General features: G+C 51.4%; 16 protein-coding genes. 12 read left to right on the forward strand and 4 right to left on the reverse strand.

All coding sequences use genetic code 11. The annotated features are described in order from the left end of the window. Positions 1–12 precede the first annotated feature (12 nt). From EZV72_RS10395 to EZV72_RS10410, 4 genes are all read left to right on the forward strand, one after another. Positions 13–1,332, forward strand: a complete 1,320-nt coding sequence (locus EZV72_RS10395) for an anti-phage deoxyguanosine triphosphatase (protein ID WP_137167192.1) — start codon at positions 13–15, stop codon at positions 1,330–1,332. 120 nt (positions 1,333–1,452) lie between these two features. Further along, a complete protein-coding gene (gene msrP / locus EZV72_RS10400; RefSeq protein WP_137167193.1) occupies positions 1,453–2,457 on the forward strand; it encodes a protein-methionine-sulfoxide reductase catalytic subunit MsrP in 1,005 nt (334 codons plus the stop codon). Positions 2,458–2,473: 16 nt separating this feature from the next. After that, positions 2,474–3,100 (forward strand): protein-methionine-sulfoxide reductase heme-binding subunit MsrQ, encoded by a 627-nt coding sequence (locus EZV72_RS10405; RefSeq protein ID WP_137167194.1) that lies wholly within the window; start codon positions 2,474–2,476, stop codon positions 3,098–3,100. Positions 3,101–3,469: 369 nt separating this feature from the next. Then, positions 3,470–4,699, forward strand: a complete 1,230-nt coding sequence (locus tag EZV72_RS10410) for an MFS transporter (RefSeq protein WP_137167195.1) — start codon at positions 3,470–3,472, stop codon at positions 4,697–4,699. A 33-nt stretch (positions 4,700–4,732) separates the two neighbouring features. Here the strand turns inward: EZV72_RS10410 and EZV72_RS10415 are convergent, their stop codons facing one another. Further along, positions 4,733–5,596, reverse strand: coding sequence for a LysR family transcriptional regulator (locus EZV72_RS10415; protein ID WP_137167196.1), 864 nt, complete (start codon positions 5,594–5,596; stop codon positions 4,733–4,735). A 101-nt stretch (positions 5,597–5,697) separates the two neighbouring features. On the opposite strand from EZV72_RS10415, the gene EZV72_RS10420 reads away from it, so the two are divergent. Next, the gene (locus EZV72_RS10420) at positions 5,698–6,342 is read left to right on the forward strand and encodes a hypothetical protein (RefSeq protein ID WP_137167197.1); all 645 of its coding nucleotides are present in this window, start codon (positions 5,698–5,700) and stop codon (positions 6,340–6,342) included. Positions 6,343–6,358: 16 nt separating this feature from the next. Here the strand turns inward: EZV72_RS10420 and EZV72_RS10425 are convergent, their stop codons facing one another. Next, positions 6,359–6,610, reverse strand: coding sequence for a hypothetical protein (locus tag EZV72_RS10425; RefSeq protein WP_137167198.1), 252 nt, complete (start codon positions 6,608–6,610; stop codon positions 6,359–6,361). A gap of 150 nt (positions 6,611–6,760) precedes the next feature. Here EZV72_RS10425 and EZV72_RS10430 point away from each other — a divergent pair, with 150 nt between their 5' ends. The 6 genes from EZV72_RS10430 to EZV72_RS10455 are packed head-to-tail and all read left to right on the forward strand — an operon-like array spanning position 6,761 to position 13,452. Next, complete coding sequence (locus EZV72_RS10430; protein WP_137167199.1) at positions 6,761–7,138, forward strand: hypothetical protein; 378 nt, start codon at positions 6,761–6,763, stop codon at positions 7,136–7,138. 53 nt (positions 7,139–7,191) lie between these two features. Next, entirely contained in the window at positions 7,192–9,711 is a 2,520-nt protein-coding gene (gene secD, locus EZV72_RS10435) for a protein translocase subunit SecD (RefSeq protein WP_137167200.1), read from the forward strand. Positions 9,712–9,764: 53 nt separating this feature from the next. After that, positions 9,765–10,445 (forward strand): hydrolase, encoded by a 681-nt coding sequence (locus tag EZV72_RS10440; protein WP_137167201.1) that lies wholly within the window; start codon positions 9,765–9,767, stop codon positions 10,443–10,445. A 59-nt stretch (positions 10,446–10,504) separates the two neighbouring features. Next, positions 10,505–10,834 carry a c-type cytochrome gene (locus tag EZV72_RS10445; protein ID WP_137167202.1) on the forward strand — a complete coding sequence of 110 codons (330 nt, stop codon included), beginning with the start codon at positions 10,505–10,507 and terminating at the stop codon, positions 10,832–10,834. Beyond that, positions 10,827–12,590: an amidohydrolase gene (locus tag EZV72_RS10450; RefSeq protein ID WP_137167203.1), complete on the forward strand. Its 1,764-nt coding sequence runs from the start codon at positions 10,827–10,829 to the stop codon at positions 12,588–12,590. Before EZV72_RS10445 ends, EZV72_RS10450 begins: the two co-directional genes overlap by 8 nt. Positions 12,591–12,600: 10 nt before the next feature. Further along, complete coding sequence (locus EZV72_RS10455; RefSeq protein ID WP_137167204.1) at positions 12,601–13,452, forward strand: pirin family protein; 852 nt, start codon at positions 12,601–12,603, stop codon at positions 13,450–13,452. Positions 13,453–13,459: 7 nt separating this feature from the next. On the opposite strand, the gene EZV72_RS10460 is transcribed toward EZV72_RS10455, so the two are convergent. Together EZV72_RS10460 and EZV72_RS10465 are read right to left on the reverse strand one after the other, a co-directional pair. After that, positions 13,460–14,743 carry an MFS transporter gene (locus EZV72_RS10460; RefSeq protein ID WP_137167205.1) on the reverse strand — a complete coding sequence of 428 codons (1,284 nt, stop codon included), beginning with the start codon at positions 14,741–14,743 and terminating at the stop codon, positions 13,460–13,462. A gap of 420 nt (positions 14,744–15,163) precedes the next feature. Next, positions 15,164–17,278, reverse strand: coding sequence for a putative bifunctional diguanylate cyclase/phosphodiesterase (locus EZV72_RS10465; protein WP_137167206.1), 2,115 nt, complete (start codon positions 17,276–17,278; stop codon positions 15,164–15,166). 541 nt (positions 17,279–17,819) lie between these two features. Between EZV72_RS10465 and EZV72_RS10470 the strand changes: the two genes are divergently transcribed. Further along, positions 17,820–18,167: a deoxyguanosinetriphosphate triphosphohydrolase gene (locus EZV72_RS10470; RefSeq protein ID WP_137167207.1), complete on the forward strand. Its 348-nt coding sequence runs from the start codon at positions 17,820–17,822 to the stop codon at positions 18,165–18,167. Positions 18,168–18,189: the final 22 nt, after the last annotated feature.

Raw genomic sequence — 18,189 nt, forward strand, 5'->3', positions numbered from 1 at the left:
AGGATATGCGTTATGCCGACTTCATTATCTGATCACGACAGCTGGCTGGAACGCCGGCTGCCACGCATGCAGACCCGTGATGGTGACCATCGCAGTGCTTACCAGCGAGACAAAGCCCGGGTTCTGCATTCTGCTGCTTTTCGTCGCCTGCAGGCCAAAACCCAGGTGCTGGGAGTGGGTCAGAGTGACTTTTACCGCACCCGGCTGACCCACTCACTGGAAGCAGCGCAAATTGGCACCGGCATTACCGCCCAGCTCCACGCTAAATACCCGGAAACCACCGCCACCGTTGATCTGGATGCCAGCCTGATTGAAGCCTTGTGCCTGGCCCATGATATTGGCCATCCGCCCTTTGGTCATGGCGGTGAAATTGCCCTGCATTATATGATGCACGAACATGGCGGTTTTGAGGGTAACGGCCAGACATTTCGCATAATTACCCAGCTGGAGCCCTACACTGCCGAGCATGGCATGAACCTGTGCCGGCGCAGTATTCTGGGTCTGGTCAAATATCCCAACTTTATCGATACCCTGACTAATCCGGCCTGTCACGGGCACACTTCTTCCTCATTCAGACAAGTAAAGGCTGGTGACTGGCATCCGCCTAAAGGTCTGTTTAACTGTGATGCCTATCTGGTGGACTGGTTACTGGCGCCGTTAAGCGATGCCGATAAGAACACCTTCATGGCGTTTGACCGGTTTGAGGACCGCCACGGTAAAACCCGGCACAAGTCTTTTGATTGCAGCATCATGGAGCTGGCTGACGATATTGCCTATGGCATTCATGATCTGGAAGATGCCATTGTCATGGGCATGATCACCCAGCCGGTATTTGAAAAAGGACTGATGCAGCCGTTACAGCAGTGCCAGGTTCCCTGGCTGGCAGAGCAGGCAGAATCCCTGACCCTGCGCCTGTTCAGTGAGCATCACCATGAGCGTAAAAATGCAATTGGTGCACTGGTTAACTGCTTTATCACTGCCATTGAAATTGTGCGCAACGATGTATTTTCCCACCCGCTGCTGGCCCACCAGGCTTGTTTGCCTGATGCCTACCATCAGGCGCTGGAACTGTTTAAAGGCTTTGTTTATCACCACGTCATTCGCCGCACCGAAGTGCAGCGGCTGGAGTTTAAAGGTCAGCAGATGGTGATGGAGCTGTTTGAAGCCCTGTCCTGTGACCCGGCGCGATTATTTCCGGACAACACCCGCAAACGCTGGCAAGTGGCTGAACAGGCCGGTCAGGGACCGCGGATCATTGCCGATTATATCTCCGGTATGACCGATGAGTTTGCGGCCCGTCTGTATACCACATTGTTTGTTCCCGGTAGCTGACCAGATCCGGTTTCACCGCCTTTGTGCAGATGAAGATTTTGTCATCCGGTGAAATTTATCTGCACTATCAAAGGTCTTATGCGTAGGAATCTTAAATCATTTCGTACCACAGGACCTGCTATGAGCAAACGGTTTACGCCGTCAGTAAAGCTGACAGACAATGATGTAACAGACGAACGCATTTACCGGCAGCGTCGCCGCATTATTAAATCGCTGGGGTTTGCCGGCGCCGGCTCTCTGCTGGCCGGTAAAGCCAGTGCCATTGGCTGGTTTGACAGTGATGACGACAAGCCTGCATTTAACGCACAGCCGCTGGATTTTGTCCCCGGCAGTGACTATTCCACCAGCGAGAAAAAAACGCCTTACGATAAAGTGACCGGATTCAATAATTTTTATGAATTTGGCACCGGTAAAGAAGATCCGGCCGAATATGCCTCGGCGCTGACAACCAACCCGTGGAGTCTGTCGGTTGATGGCATGGTAGAAAAACCGTTTACGCTGGACCATGATGCCCTCACCTCCCGCTTTACCATGCATGAACGTATTTACCGTATGCGCTGTGTAGAGGCCTGGTCGATGGTTATCCCCTGGGTAGGGTTTGAACTCGGCGAGCTGATTAAACAGGCCCGACCGCTGTCCGGCGCCAGATATGTAGCGTTTGAAACACTTGAGCGCCCCGATGAAATGCGCGGACAGCGCAGTCGCTTTACCGGCGGCGGTATTGATTATCCGTATGTCGAAGGGTTGCGTCTGGATGAGGCGATGCATCCGCTGACCCTGATGGCCGTGGGCCTGTACGGGAAAACCCTGCCCCCGCAAAACGGCGCGCCGATACGTCTGGTGGTGCCGTGGAAATATGGTTTTAAAAGCATCAAGTCTGTGGTGCGTATTACGCTGACAGACAAAGAACCTCCCACTACCTGGAACCGGCTGGCGGCTAATGAATATGGATTTTATGCCAACGTCAATCCGCAGGTGGACCATCCCCGCTGGAGCCAGGCCAGTGAGCGGCGCATTGCCGGCGGCGGTCTGTTGTCCCGCAACCGGATTGATACCCAACTGTTCAATGGATACAGCGAAGTGGCATCACTGTATGATGGCATGGATCTGCGTAAATTTTTCTAACCCATAGTAGTATTTTATGAAGCGATTGTTGTCCCGGCCGGCGCGTCTGACCCGGCCTCAGATACTGGTTGGCAAATCCCTGGTTCATCTGTTATTGCTGGGGCTGCTGGCTTTTCAGTTTCAACTGGGTCTGTCCGATCAGCTTGGTGCGGATCCTGTCCAGGCGCTGCTGAACTTTACCGGCCTGAACGCCATTCACCTGCTGTTGATTACCTTACTGGTGTCTCCGGCTGCAAAACATCTGCCCTGTGCCGATTTAATGAAATACCGCCGCCTGCTGGGTCTGTATGTGTTTGTGTATGCACTGGCGCATCTTACCACTTATATTTTGTTTGAATTGCAGCTGAACTGGCCGCTGATTGGCAGTGAGATTATCAAGCGTCCCTATATTACGGTTGGTTTTGCCGCCCTACTTATTTTAGCCGCGCTGTCGGTCACCTCACCCAATTCCATACGCCGCCGGATGGGCCGGCGCTGGCAAAAGCTGCACAACCTGATTTATTTGTGTGCTGGGCTGGCTTTACTGCACTACAGCTGGTCGCAAAAAGTGCTGTTGGCCGAGCCGTTAATTTACTGGGCTATCGCCATAGTGATTCTTCTCCTGCGCAAAGATAAATTCCGGCCGCATCGCCGCCCCCGCTGAATGTTAACAGCCGCCGGCGCTGCACAGCGCAGGCCGGCTGTTTTTTGTACAGCAAAAACAACAACCTTAGCTTGCTCTGTCCGGGTTTAAGCATTTCAGCGTACTCAGCTCAGTGTTATTAATTAACAAAAACACTACATTCAAGTCGTTGAAATGTGTGGGAAACCATACCAGTTACCGTTACTTTGCCTGTTCGATAATGCTACGATCCTTTTTCTCACGAGCACGTAAAGCATTACCCTGAATATATCCAGCCGGCAGACAGACAGTCTGGCCGGGAAGATGTGATCGGGCATGTTGCCAGTCTCCCAGGCTAAAACGGCTACCGGGTGACTGAATGGTAAAAACTGAAAGAACATAAGGTAGTTTATGGCGAATCAGACTGACAACATTACTGCTGACCAGACTCAGGCGACCGGTGAATATTCACTGGCCACCATTACTTTCTGGCTGGCATTCGGAACCTTTGTAATAGGTTGCAGCGAATTTGCGGCAATGGGCCTGTTACCCTATTTTGCTGACGATTTTGGGATTACCGAAAATGTCGCAGGGCACGCTATCAGTGCCTATGCCATAGGCGTGGTCGTAGGTGCCCCGCTTATCACTATTTTCTTTTCCCGGCTGGCACGCCGTACCATGCTGATTTCGATGATGGTATTTTACGCAGGCGGCAACCTGCTTACCGCGCTGGCCTGGTCAGAATGGACAATGAATATCGCGCGCTTTATTGCCGGCCTGCCCCATGGCGCTTACTTTGGTATTGCCATGCTTTTTGCTGCCGATATCGCCGGTAAGAACAAACGGGCCCAGGCGGTCAGTAATGTGATTCTGGGTTTAGCGATTGCCAATATTATCGGTGTGCCGTCGATTAGTGGTATCGGGCAGATATTTGGCTGGAGAACCGGCTTTTTCATGATTTCTGCTTTTGCCCTGGTCACCGCCCTCATGGTGTGGAAAACCGCGCCGTACCGTGGTCCTAATCCGGATGCCAAGCCACTGACCGAGCTAAAAGCACTGAAAAACAAAGACGTGCTACTGGTATTGCTGATGGGCGCCATTGGTTTTGGTGGTATGTTCTCGGTGTACTCTTACTTCAGCGCCTCGTATCTGAACACCACCTCAATGCCCGAATGGGGCGTATCGGTGACCTTACTGATTTATGGCGTGGGTGTTACGCTGGGCAACATTATTGCCGGCCGCTACTCTGAAGGTCGCCTGCTGACCTCGGCGATTGTATTTCAGATATTACTGGGCGTATCGGCCGCAGCATACGCCGCGTCGATGGGCAATCCGTACCTGATGGCTGTGTCACTGTTCTTTATCGGTATTGGTGGCGGTATGGTAGTGCCACTGCAAACCCGTTTGATGGATGTTGCCGGAGATGCACAGACGCTGGCAGGTGCCATGAATCACGCTGCTTTTAACACCGCTAATGCGCTGGGCCCGTGGCTGGCCGGAATGACGCTGTCAGCCGGCTATGGTTATGCCTCAACCGGCTGGGTTGGACTGGCACTGGCCGGTGGTGGTGTTCTGGTATGGCTGGCGATTGTGATGTCACAACGCAGCAGCCGCCTGCAAAATGCTACGGTCTCGGGCTAACACTTCTTTGGCTATGGCTCGCGGATATCGCCGCTAGCCAAGTTCTGCCAGGCTGGCTGCCAGTTGATGCAGCCAGCCTCCTGCCAGACCGGGGCGCCACAGCGCATATAACTCTTCGTGCTGTTCAATCCCCGGTATATCAAATCCGGCAAGCTGTTCTGCCTCAATAACATAATCTGGCAAGAACGCCACCGCCTGCTGCTGCTTTACCAGCTTGACGATAGCCTGACAGGTATCAGCGCGAAAGCGAATCTGTCTGGGATGGGTCATATCCGGCCAGCCATCTGATCCCCGTCCCCGTTCACGGCCACAAAAGACAGATGTAGCAGGGGTCACAAAGGGCTTACTCGTTAATACGCTGAGATCATCACCGGCTAACCGCGCCACCTTTGCGTCAACAGCCAGCCGGAAGCGACACTCGCCAAGCCTGATACTGACACATTCAGCCGGCATCTGCGCTTCCGCTTCAGCGGTGACCAGCGCGAAATGGGTAAAGTCATTTTGAAGCCGGTTAACCGCCTCTCCCTCAAATGCCTGCCGGATAGTAAAACTGCACTGCTGCTGACTATCAGCAGCCACTATTGTATTCATCCAATAGTCTGTGATGATAGCTGGCCCGGTGACAATACAGTGTTGCGGTTTATGTGGGGTAAACAGCGCAGCAAATTGATCAAAGTCAGCCACCAGCCCGGTAGCAAAACGGATAAACATGCGGCCATTTTCATTCACCTGAAGGGTGTTATTTACCCGATTAAATAAAGTGACCCCAAGGCTGTTCTCTACGCGTTTTAACGTTTTGGATAACGCCCCTGGCGTCATATTCAGCGTACTGGCACTACGCTGAATACTGGTACTATGACAAATCAACAGTACTTTACGAAGATCTTCAATCTCCACAGCAATTCCATTTAAGAAACGAAAGGTGACTTTTTATCGCTTTATAGGAAACATAGCAAGCAATAGTCTGACTGGTAGTTTTATACAAAAGGTACTGTTTCATGCCCGCCCGACGTTTTTTTATCGTTGTTTTGCCACTCCTTTTTACCTTACTGTCACCGCGTATTCATGCTCGACCGGATTATCATGGCAGCCATGGTATGGCTATTATTCAGGGCAATGCCGGTACCTGGTATGCCTATCATATGGCTTTATACAACCCGCCTCATAACTGGCAGATTCTGTATCAGATAGCGCCGGAAGATTCAGCCGCTTTTTCTGATCTGGCAGCAGGATTAAATACGTTACTGCCGGCCCATTTTGACCTGCAAAAACTCATTGACGGACAGTCATTTTCTATCAATGCCACCATTTACCAAGGGCACTTTGAGCGAGGTGGCAAGCCGACAAAGCGCACTACCATACGCTTTATCAGACCGGTATATCGCCATTTGCTACGCCAGAATCCGGTTGATAAGAATAAGTTTGATACTGTTACCCATTTATCGGATAAGTTTGTTATTCACCGGATACAGCCTGCACCTTCATTTGATGCCATCGCCACATTATCTCTTACCCGGAATACGCAGACTTTGTCAGCCTGTATGGCCCTAAACGATGCCAGAACCGATGCAGAACAATTCAGCGATTGTGGTGGTAGTGATGTGGTATATATGGAAACAAAAGACTTTCGTGTCTCACAGTGACTACCTCAGAAACTGACTATTTCATGTGAACTTTACCACCAATCATCTTTAAGGCCGGTGTTCCGCGAATCATGGTTTGTCTGGCAAATGCTTGCCCGCAGCCTGGGCAGTGGCAAGGCGTATGGGTGTAATCTTCAACAATACGCTCAATAAAGCACTTCACCAGCGCTCCCTTGCCGCCTTTGCGGTATTTAAAAATAGGGGCCTTACACTGCTGACAGGAAATCTGCACCGTTTTCACCGGCCCTTTTTTGTTGGGTTTTGCCATACTTCTCCTGGGTTGTCGCCGATAGATTCAAGCCGCCCATATCATACGTCCCTGTCATGATTTCGTCCAAAACAGCCGGCCATACGCTGAACCTCTGTTTATATTTACCCGCCTTGCCCTCATAATACTCTGGTTGACGATCTGGCCTGAATGATGACTGTGCACCCGTTTTATCCACTGCTGAAAATAGCATCCCGTAGCGGGATGGTGGCAGCGCTGTGGGTGCTGCTTTTTGCTGCCGGCCATTCTGCCAGTCACACTGCCACCGGCTATACCGACCAGCGTCCGGTATCCAGTCTGGCATGGGCGTACAGTGGCGGGGTCAGTGAAAACCGGTCCAGACTGGTATTACCCGAATCCTTATCCGGTGCAGATCAGGACCCGGCCATCCTGCCTGGACTATTCCGGTCCGGATTCAGCCTGTTTGTGTTGTGGTGCAAGGAGCTACAACGTTCTGGCAGCCTGTCTGCCACTGCCCGCCTGCGCCCTGAGCCTCGCGCCCCACCCGCTTTGTTGATTTTCCGCTAATACACGTCAGGCGTTATGCCTGCACACTCAAACATGATTTATGGAATATCGAAATGAAGCGTTTTTCATTACGAGCTTTTGCGTATGTGCTCGTTGTGCTGCTGGGACTTCTCAGCGCGGCACCAAACATACTGCCTGCCAATCTTGCCAGTAAACTCCCCAACTGGTACACCCACAATGTGCTGGCGCTGGGTCTTGACCTTCAGGGTGGTTCTCACCTTTTACTACAGGCCGACACTGACGAGCTGTATCAGCGGCATTTTGATGATGCCTACAAAAACTGGCTGAGCGCGCTGCGAAAAGCGCATATCCGCTATAGCACTGATACCCGTTATCACGGCGCTGCAAATACTGCCCGAATCTCTATTGTGCAGGCCGACCAGACAGATAAGGCTCGTTTTCTGGCCAGCCAGATTAGTCAGAACAGTCAGGGAACAGCCGCGCTTGATATAAGTGCCAGCGATAATCACCTTACCGCCTCGCTGTCTGCCACCTATCAGCAGGCGTTACTCAAAGACGCCATAGACCGCAGCCTGGAAGTGGTGCGAAAACGGCTTAACGAAACCGGTCTGACCGAGCCCAGTATTACCCGTCAGGGCGATGATGCGGTGCTGGTGCAGATGCCGGGAGTCAGTGATCCCTCGCATATTAAGAATCTGCTGGGGACCACCGCAAAAATGAGCTTTCACTGGCAGGCCAAAGCCGATCAGCTCAGCCACACCTTCATGCTAAAAGACAATCACGGCAATGCCATGCGCCTTGAACAGCAGATTGCACTGGAGGGTGAGCATATTGTGGATGCCCAGGCATCCTACAGTCAGCAAACTGGCCAGCCGATTGTGACATTCCGGCTGGATAACAGCGGCGCGGCACAATTTGCCGACATGACCCGGGACAATATCGGACGCGCCCTGGCAGTGGTCCTGGATGGTAAAATTGTCACCGCGCCGGTTATTCAGAGTGTGATCCCTGGCGGACGAGGCGAAATTACCGGTCAGTTCACGCCCACCGAAACCCGGGATACCGCCCTGATGCTGCGGACCGGCGCACTGCCGATGCCACTTTCGGTAATAGAAGAACGAACCGTGGGTCCGGATCAGGGCAGTGACGCGATTAAAATGGGAATTACCACCGGTATTGCCGGGGCCTTACTGGTACTGGGCTTTATGGCCACTTTGTATGGCCGCTGGGGGCTGATTGCGTGTGTCGGGCTTAGCATCAATATTGGTCTGGTCTTTGGCTTATTAAGCCTGTTTGGCGCCACGCTGACCCTGCCGGGTATTGCCGGTATTATTCTGACCATTGGTATGGCAGTGGATGCCAATATACTGATCAACGAGCGGATCCGCGAAGAGTCGCTTAAAGGCCGCCCGGCCGGAGGTGCCCTGAAAGCCGGTTTTGATAAAGCCTACGCCACCATCCTGGACTCCAATCTGACCACCCTGATTGCCGTGAGCCTGTTATTTATGTTTGGTAGCGGGCCGATTAAAGGCTTTGCTGTCACCATTGCTATCGGTCTGCTCACCTCCATGTTTACCGCGGTGGCCGTTACTCGCATGATGATGCAGTGGGCAATTGCCGGCAAGGAGCGTCAGGCTCTTACCTTCGGCGCCCAGAAGTTTGCCACATGGTGGCAAAACCGGCAGTTTAATTTTATGGGTGCCAGGCTTCGGGCGCTGGTAATATCAGTGGTGTTAACACTCTCTTCAATCGGGTTATTCTGGTATCCCGGCCTGCATTACGGGGTTGATTTTACCGGCGGGACCATGATTGAAGTGAACAGTCCGGGCGTGGATGCCAGTGCCATGCGTACCGCGCTTGGCAACACCGGTCACAGCGATGTCAACATTCAGCAATACGGTGATGGCAATCACTTCCTGCTGCGAGCCGCAGAAGGTCAGCAAGGGGCTAACGCCATGCAAAACCTGGAGTCGCTCAAGCAGGCCTTGCGCACGGCCAATCCGGATGTGGAGTTTTTAAAAGTGGATGCGGTCGGGCCGAAGGTCAGCGGTGACTTTGCTGATTTGTCGACACTTGCCTTACTCATTGCGGGTGCCGGTATGCTGGTTTATTTGTGGTTCCGGTTTGAGCGTCACTTTGCACTGGCCGCCATACTGACGATTATTCTGGATCTTACCAAAACCATCGGCTTTTTTGCCCTCACCGGGATTGAGTTTAATCTCACTGCGGTAGCCGCCCTGCTGGCCCTGATAGGTTACTCGGTCAACGATAAAGTGGTGGTATTTGACCGTATCCGGGAGCTGTTCAGGCTTACCCCTGGGGCTGATGTGACCCTGACTATTAATCAGGCCATCAATGCCACCCTGACCCGGACGCTATTTACCTCACTGACTACCTTGCTGGCCCTGCTTCCCATGGGGATAGCCGGCGGGGATGCCGTGGCCAGCTTTGCCTTGCCAATGATCTTTGCGGTGATTGCAGGTACCTCGTCTACCTTGTTCATTGCGGCAAATATTCTGGGATATCTGGCCGACCGCAGGGAGCGCCAGGGCATCGCTCAGCTCAGACCCACATCGCAGGAAATAAAGGCATCGCTGGCTGACATCCCGTGACAATCCTGTAAATACGAACGTTTATCGCAATATTAGGAAATATTTATTCAACCATGGTTGCAGGTCTGGCGCTGGCGTCTCCGTTAGCGCTGGCCGGCGAGCCTGCGTCCGGCTTACTCACCCCGGATAATCACACTGTCATTCTGATTGACCACCAGCCACAAATGGCATTTGCCACCCGCTCCCACAGTATTGAGGAAGTGCGTAACAACGTCACAGCACTGGCCAAATCAGCCCGGGCGTTTGATGTTCCCACCATCCTCACCACCGTGGCGGAAAAGTCTTTCAGCGGGCCATTGTTTCCCGAACTCAAAGCAGTATTTCCTGATCAGCAGCCGATTGACCGCACCACCATGAATACCTGGGAAGATGACCGCGTGACCGACAAAGTGAGTCAGTTTAAGAAAAATAAAATTGTGATTGCTGCACTGTGGACCGAGGTATGCGGGGTTGGACCGGTGCTATCGGCCATTGAGGAAGGCTACGATGTCTATTTTGTTACTGATGCCTCGGGTGGCGTAAGTAAGGAAGCGCATGATATGGCAGTCCAACGCATGATTCAGGCCGGCGCTAAGCCCATTACCTGGTTACAGTATCTGCTGGAGCTACAGCGGGACTGGGCGCGTACCGGCACTTATCAGGAAGTGACCGACATTGCCAAGCAACATGCCGGCGGTTACGGGCTTGGGCTGATTTACGCAACCGAAATGTTTAATGCCAAAGAAGGCCAGTAATTTAGCAGGCTTATCGACACTGGCTCACGCAACTGCCGGGCCGGTGTCAGGAGACTCCCATGTACCGATTATTACTATTATTCAGCACTCTGGCTTTACCGGCGTGTGATGCAATGGCACAGGCAGACGACATAAAGCGCGGCAAAGCGCTCGCTCAATACTGCTCTGGCTGTCATGGTGAAACCGGTATTGCTCCGGTTCAAACTAATCCGAATCTGGCCGGGCAAAACAAGGCTTATCTTATTTACGCACTAAAAGCATACCGAAGCGGTGAACGCGGCGGTTCAATGGCAATGATTATGCGCCCTAACGCGCGTCAACTGTCTGACGATGACATCAACGCACTGGCAACCTATTTTTCCAGCCAGAGGAGTAACCAGCATGACTAAATCTGTATTGATAACTCTGCTTTGGGCCCTGCTTTTATCAGGTAGTGTCCGGGCCAGTGATATCACACTGGTTATAAATGGCAGTATTACCGATTACGAGGGAAATCAGTATTCGGCATTTACCATCAAAAATGGCTTGTTTGAGACATTTTACACCGACTATGCGGCGATACCCGGCACGGTAAAAAACAGCGCCAGGATTATTGACGCCCGTTTTAACCGGATAGTTCCGGGTCTGAATGATTCACACCTGCATGTTGTTCGGGGCGGACGTTTTTATAACCTGGAGCTACGCTGGGAAGGTGTAACTAGTCTTAAGGAAGGACTGGCCATGATATCCAGACAGGCAGCGCGCACGCCAGAGGGCCAGTGGGTCAGAGTCATCGGGGGATGGAGTCCGTATCAGTTTACAGAGCAGCGATTGCCAACGCCGCAGGAGCTGACCGCTGCTGCCCCGGATGTTCCGGTGTTTGTTCTGCACCTGTATTCCACCGGTATCATGAATAAAAAAGCGCTGGAGGTGCTGGGGATTACTCGCCAGAGCGAGGCACCACCGGGCAGCTATTATGAAAAAGATGCCTCCGGCAACCCGACCGGCGTACTGGTTGCCGATCCCAACCCGATGCTGCTCTACAAAACCATTGCTGCGCTGCCTCAGTTAAGTGTGCAGGAACAGGTTAACTCCAGCATGCAGTTTTTTAATCAGATGTTGCAGTACGGTGTCACCAGCGCGGTGGATGCCGGGGGTGGCGGTCATGCCTTTCCACAAGACTATCAGGCCAGTACCCAGTTGGCACAGCAGGGAGATTTGCCGCTACGAATCTCAAACTACCTGTTCCCCCAGACGCCGGATACAGAAATGATCAGCTTTATGCAATGGATGGATGACTTTCATGCTGACCAGAACCTGCATCAGCATCTGCCCAACGGTTTTGTGATTGAAGGCGGGGGCGAACTGCTGACCTATCAGGCCTCAGATTATGAAAACTTTCGTGCGGCGCGGCCTGAACTTCCTGAACGGGCTGAACACGCGCTCGAGGAAGTGGTTCGGTTACACCTGCTCAATCGCTGGCCTTTTCGGTTACACGCCACTTATGATGAATCTATCAGCCGGATACTCAACGTACTGGAAAAAGTGAATCAAACCCAGCCCGTCAACTCGGTACGCTGGATTATTGATCATGCAGAAACGATTTCCGATGACAATATTGAAAAAATTGCTGCACTGGGCGGTGCGGTTGCCGTGCAGGGTCGGATGGCCTTTGCCGGAGAAGATTTTCTGGCTCGCTACGGCAAGCAGCAAACAGCCCGTACCCCTCCGCTTAAAAAGCTACTGGAGGCTGGTATTGATGTTGGCCTGGGCACAGACGGAACCCGGGTTTCAAGCTTCAACCCCTGGGCCACCTACTACTGGGCTGTGAGTGGTAAAACCGTTGGTGGCACGCCGCTTATCCCAAAACAGGATTTGCCGGATCGGCTGACCGCCCTGCGCTTATTTACCCGCGGTAGCGCAGCATTATCCGGTGAGGCGCAGGTCAAAGGCAGCTTTACACCAGGACAATATGCAGACTTTGCTATTCTTAATCAGGATATTCTGCACGTAGACGCCGAACGACTGCTGTCTACGCGGTCGCTGCTGACCGTTGTTGGCGGTGACATTCAGTATGCCGACCCACAGGTTTACAGTAAGTGGCACAAACCGCTGCCGCAGGCTACACCGCTGTGGTCACCTGTTAACTTACCGTTGAAAAAATAGCGAGGCCAGTATGGCAACTTTACTTAAATCTCACAGAAAAGACCTGGGCGGTTTCTCGGTAAGCCGAATCATTCCAAATGCCCGGGCTAAATCCGTCGGTCCCTTTGTGTTTGTAGACCACATGGGACCGGCTGAATTTGTCGCCGGTACGGGTATCAATGTGCGGCCGCATCCGCATATTGGGCTGGCCACCATCAGTTATCTGCTCCAGGGCAGTATGTTGCACCGGGACAGCCTGGGCACCATTCAGGAAATTCACCCCGGCGATGTTAACTGGATGACCGCCGGTAAAGGCATTGTTCACTCAGAGCGTGAAACACTGGAAACCCGGGGGCAGGACCATACCCTTAACGGTTTGCAATGCTGGATTGCGCTTCCTGAGGACAAGGCAGATATGGAGCCGGGGTTTATTCACGTTAATAAAGCACACCTGCCTTATATACATTGTGAAAAAGTGCTGATGCGTTTGATTGCCGGTGAGGCATTTGGCTACAGCTCACCGGTTAAAACCTACACGCCTATGTTTTATCTGGATATTATTACTGAACAGGGAGCGGTGGTTGCCCGCCCCTGTCATGAGTCTCAGACAGCCTGCTATGTTATGTCTGGTGCAGTGACTATCGGCCAGAACACCTATCGGGGCGGTGACTTTGTCATTTTGGATGATGAAGCCGACATCACCACGCAGGAAAACAGCCGATACTTTTTACTCGGGGGCAAGCCGCTGGCCCGGGAGCCGATACTGAAATGGAATTTTCTGGCGTATTCGGCAGACAAAATTGCCCAGGCAGAACAACGCTGGAAAAATGGCCAGTTCCCGACCATCCCCGGCGATGATCACGAATTTATTCCTCTGCCTTAACCTACGGCTACCCGCGCTGCTCCTGCGTGTCGCGGGTATCTTCTTCCACCACCAACAACTGCTCCTGAGCAATGGTTTCTTCAATCCTTGGGTCCATCGTGGCGGCCAGCGGTGAGGTGGTCATGTCGGATGCGCTGACCACAAAGTCGCTGTGATCAGGTTGCTCTGCTTTCTGCCGCAGGTTGATCAGAGTAAGTAAGCCGAACATCAACGCTGCCAAAACCGCAATAGCACCGTAAAGCGCACTATGCCCAAAATGATTCATCGCCTGCGCCAACATCGCCGAGCCCAGACCGGCACCGGCACCAAAGGCCATTAACAGGGCTGATGATACGCCTACCCGATCTTCATCATTTACCCGTGAGTTAGCCAGTGCCGAGCACAGCGGATAAAGCGTAAATGCGACAATCCCGAACAAGCCCGTGAGACACAACACTGCAAACTGAGACAACGGCAGCATAAACATGATGACTGCAATGATACACAATATCACCGCGTTGAATCTTATCAGCACACTGCGCCGCACCCGGTCAGACAGTATGCCCATAGGCCACTGGGCCAGTAAACCGGCAAAGATTGTCACTGACATAAATGTGGCAATGCCCTGCGCATCAAAGCCAGCCTGACGGGCATACGTCGGCGCCAGTCCGTAAAAGCTGCCGTTTATAATGCCGGCAAACAAAATGGCCGTAAGCGACTGCGGGATCAGGGTCACATAACTGAACAGGCCGACCTGCAACGGCTTTAGCGGTTTGGGGTGAATACGGCGGGTCAGTGTAATAGGAACAATACCAACGGCAACCGCAAAGCACACCAGAAACAAGGGGGCATAGCCTAATTCAGGAAACCGGGATAAAGCCAGCTGCCCCATCACGGTTCCCAGGTAAGAGGTGATCATGTAAAACGAAAATACCTGACCACGCTGTTCATGGCTGGCCTGCTCGTTTAACCAGCTTTCCAGAACCATAAAGTTACACATCATGGCTGCCCCCACCAGCAATCGTAAGGCCAGCCACACCCACAGGCTGTCTGTGACACCATGCAAGGCGACGCAGGCTGTCACAGCAGCAGTGCAGGCAGCAAAAGACCGTATATGGCCCACCGATTTAATCAGGTAATAGCCCAGCTTAGCCCCGCACAGCAGGCCGATGTAATAAAGCGAGGTTAGCAGACCAATCCACAGCGTGGCCGTGCCCTGCTTATCCATGTACAAGGCCAGATAGGTGGTCAGCAATCCGGTGCCTCCCACCAAAAATAAGTTTGCCAGATACAGGGAAAAAAAAGCCTGCATGGTATGCCCCTTTTAACATCGTCTGATTAAAAGCTACGTTGAAATGACGCAGGATTCCACAAAATATGTCATGAGGTAACCAATTTCAGCTGTAATGATACAAACTAAATCAGTGCAACGCCGGCTGGATCATACCGGCGATTTTTGGCCGGTGGACTCGTATTCGGTTAAGACAGGATTCGGTTGAGACAATATCAGAGAAAACAGCTTACGCTGCAGACAAGTACCCAATATGCCACCGGTAACATACCTTGCTGATTAAGGAAAATCGGTCAGACAGCCGGACCAGGCCTGCTTTGCTACGTGAATATACGCTAATTTAACCGGCTGAATACCGGGCACGATTCAACCGCACATAAAACGGGAGGCTGAGTTAGCCAGGCAAAGGAATGGCGACGATCGGCAGGTCCAGTGACTTTTTCATAGCTGGCTATCGATGACAGTGTTTTGCTCGCTGAGTAAATGTTCGATATGACTTGCCTGCATGGGCTTGCCAAACAGATATCCCTGCCCTTCCACACACCCGCATCCAAGCAGAAAGTCAATTTGCTCCTGGCTTTCAACCCCTTCGGCAATGATAGCAAGACCCAGACGATGAGCCATTGCCACAATCGCTGCAGTAATCGCCATATCATTTTCATCATGGGGAATGTCATGAATAAACGATTTATCAATTTTCAGTTTCTGCACCGGTAGCTGTTTAAGGTAACTGAGCGAAGAATAACCTGTACCAAAGTCATCAATGGAGATATGCACACCAATGTTGCGCAGTTGCGTCAGCCACAAAACAGGGTTATCTGAGTGCTGCATAATGAAACTTTCGGTCACTTCCAGCTCCAGCATATGAGCCGGCACACCGCTAAACAGTAAGGCTTCGGCAATGTCGGCAACCAGATCGCCACGTTCAAGCTGCATTCCGGCGATATTGATGGCAACCCGATTGATGGCCACGTGGCTTTGCTGCCAGAATGCCAATTGATTGCAGGCTTTTTGTAACACCCAGCGTCCGATATCAACAATAAGCCCGGTCTCATTGGCAATATCAATAAATTCTACCGGAGAAAGCAAACCGCGCGTGGGATGGTGCCATCGAAGTAATGCTTCCACACCGCTTATCTGATTTGAAAACAGGTTGATCTGGGGTTGATAAAACAGCTCAAATTCGCCACGTACGATCGCCAGGTGCAGGCTGTTTTCCATCTCAAGGCGGCGCCGAATATTGTCAGTCAGCGCCTGGGTGTAAAACTGATAATTATTTCGCCCCCGTTCTTTAGCCAGATACATGGCTGCATCAGCATGGCTGAGCAACGCATCAACGGTGTCACCGTCGTTTGGATAAATACTGATCCCCTGGCTGGCACCAATCATCACAGTCTGACCCAGCACAGGTAATGGCGTAGTCAGTGAGCGGGATATTTTTTCACAAATCAGTCTGACCCGGGTCAGGTCATGAATGTCTTCCAGCAAAACCACAAATTCATCTCCCCCCAGACGAGCCACCATATCGGTATCACGCAACACACCCTGTAGCCGGGCGGCCACACTTACCAGTAACTCATCCCCGGCTGAATGCCCCAGGCTGTCGTTAACATTCTTAAACCGGTCCAAATCCAGAAAGATAACCGCCAGCATAGTATTTTCACGCCGGGCACGCTTAATAGCTTTGTCGGTAATTTCATTGAACAGAGTGCGATTAGGCAACTGAGTCAGTGCATCATGATGAGCCAGAAAATCGAGTTTGTCCTGGGCAATTTTACTTTGCGTGATATCGCTGATAAGCGAGGTAAAACCCAGCAAATTCCCATCAACATCACGACGGTATGTCCAGTCGGCTTTTACCCAAATAAGCTGACCATTCTTGTGCCGGCTTTTAACAATTAAGGAGGTGGGTTCGCTATGGCTGGCCAGCAGGGCAAAAAACCGGGCTTTCATTAATACAATGTCATCATCGGTAGCCAGCACATCCCAGAATTTTTTGCCAATCAACTGGCCATCTTCAAAACCCAGCATGGTGTGATATGCCTGATTGGCATAGGTAATGGTGCCAGTGCAGTCATTTTCCTGAATACCGTGGGATATAGCGGACATGATAGACAACAAGCGCTGCTCGCTATCGTAGATTTTAGACTCTGCCATCTTTTGTGCGGTGATATCAACACAGATTCCCAGAATCCCCACAATCTGGTCTTTTTCCATCAAGGGGACTTTGGTGGTGCTGACAACACCAAATCCGCCATGGGCATCATCATAGTGCTCTATCCGATCGATAATCGGGATGCCGGTGTCAATCACTCGCTGATCATCCTCCCGGTACCGATGAGCCATGCTGGTATCACGCAGAAAATCATAGTCACTTTTTCCAACCACATCATCGGTACACGAAAGACCGACAACCTCAGCAAATGCTTTATTGCAGCCAAGGTAGTGAAGGTTCAGATCTTTCCAGAAAATCTGGTTAGGCATATGATCCAGCGCGAGGCGGGTGAATCCGCCTTCTTTAATGAACGGATTCGCCAGAGGTTGCAACTTGTCCATGTCTTTTTACTTACTCCTGATAATATGAAAGTAGAGTAACGAAGCAAACTCAGCAGTTATTTGCAAACCGATGTACGACTTCCCGAAGCTTGTTCAGCAGCGCATCAATATTAACAGTGTTTGTATACTCTGCTCTATTGGCTAAAATTTCACCTATACTTTAGTATAAGAATTGACTGTTTTTTGTTCACAATAGTTCATTAAACTATTCTGCATTTTTATTCTGCATTTTTTATGCCCCCTGCTCACCGGTCATTTTGTTGATTAACGCACTGGCTCTTATCGACCCGCATCAACGTGGCTTTCTGCAAAATTCTTGTATACCTGTATACCTGTATACCTGTATGCCTGTATGCCTGTATGCCTGTATGCCTGTATGCCTGTATGCAATAGGCTCGCCCACAAAAAACAATAAACCCATCAAAAACATACGCTTACTAAAATACATCGAACATTTATTAACCAGCGACTTGACCTTACTTGAATATCTTTATACTGTATACACATACACTGTATAAACAAACAGTAACAGGGAATCATTATGAATACGCACACTAATTCTTTTCAGCTGCCACTTCCTCTTGATAGCGGCGTAGTACCACAACCCGCCCCGCGGGCCTGGCGCTATCTGCTGGCCGACTCACTGGTATTTTCAAAAAGTGTGGAAGATGGCATTCGTATTCAGAAGCCAGCCTGTGAAAAACTGGCCCTGTGGATTTCACGGCTGGTAATCTGTGGGCAATGTGCCACGATCTATGTAGAAAATTTGTCGCTGACCACGAAAGAAATGCAGAACGTGGCTGTTTTATGTAAACAAAAAGGGGTTTCTCTGATTAATATCACCGTTACCAGCGAAGCTAAGCAGAATTTGGTGGTAGGGCCTTGGTAATCTGTCGCCGGTAGCGATAAGA

The sequence above is a fragment of the Salinimonas lutimaris genome (genome assembly GCF_005222225.1).
GTDB lineage: Bacteria > Pseudomonadota > Gammaproteobacteria > Enterobacterales > Alteromonadaceae > Alteromonas > Alteromonas lutimaris.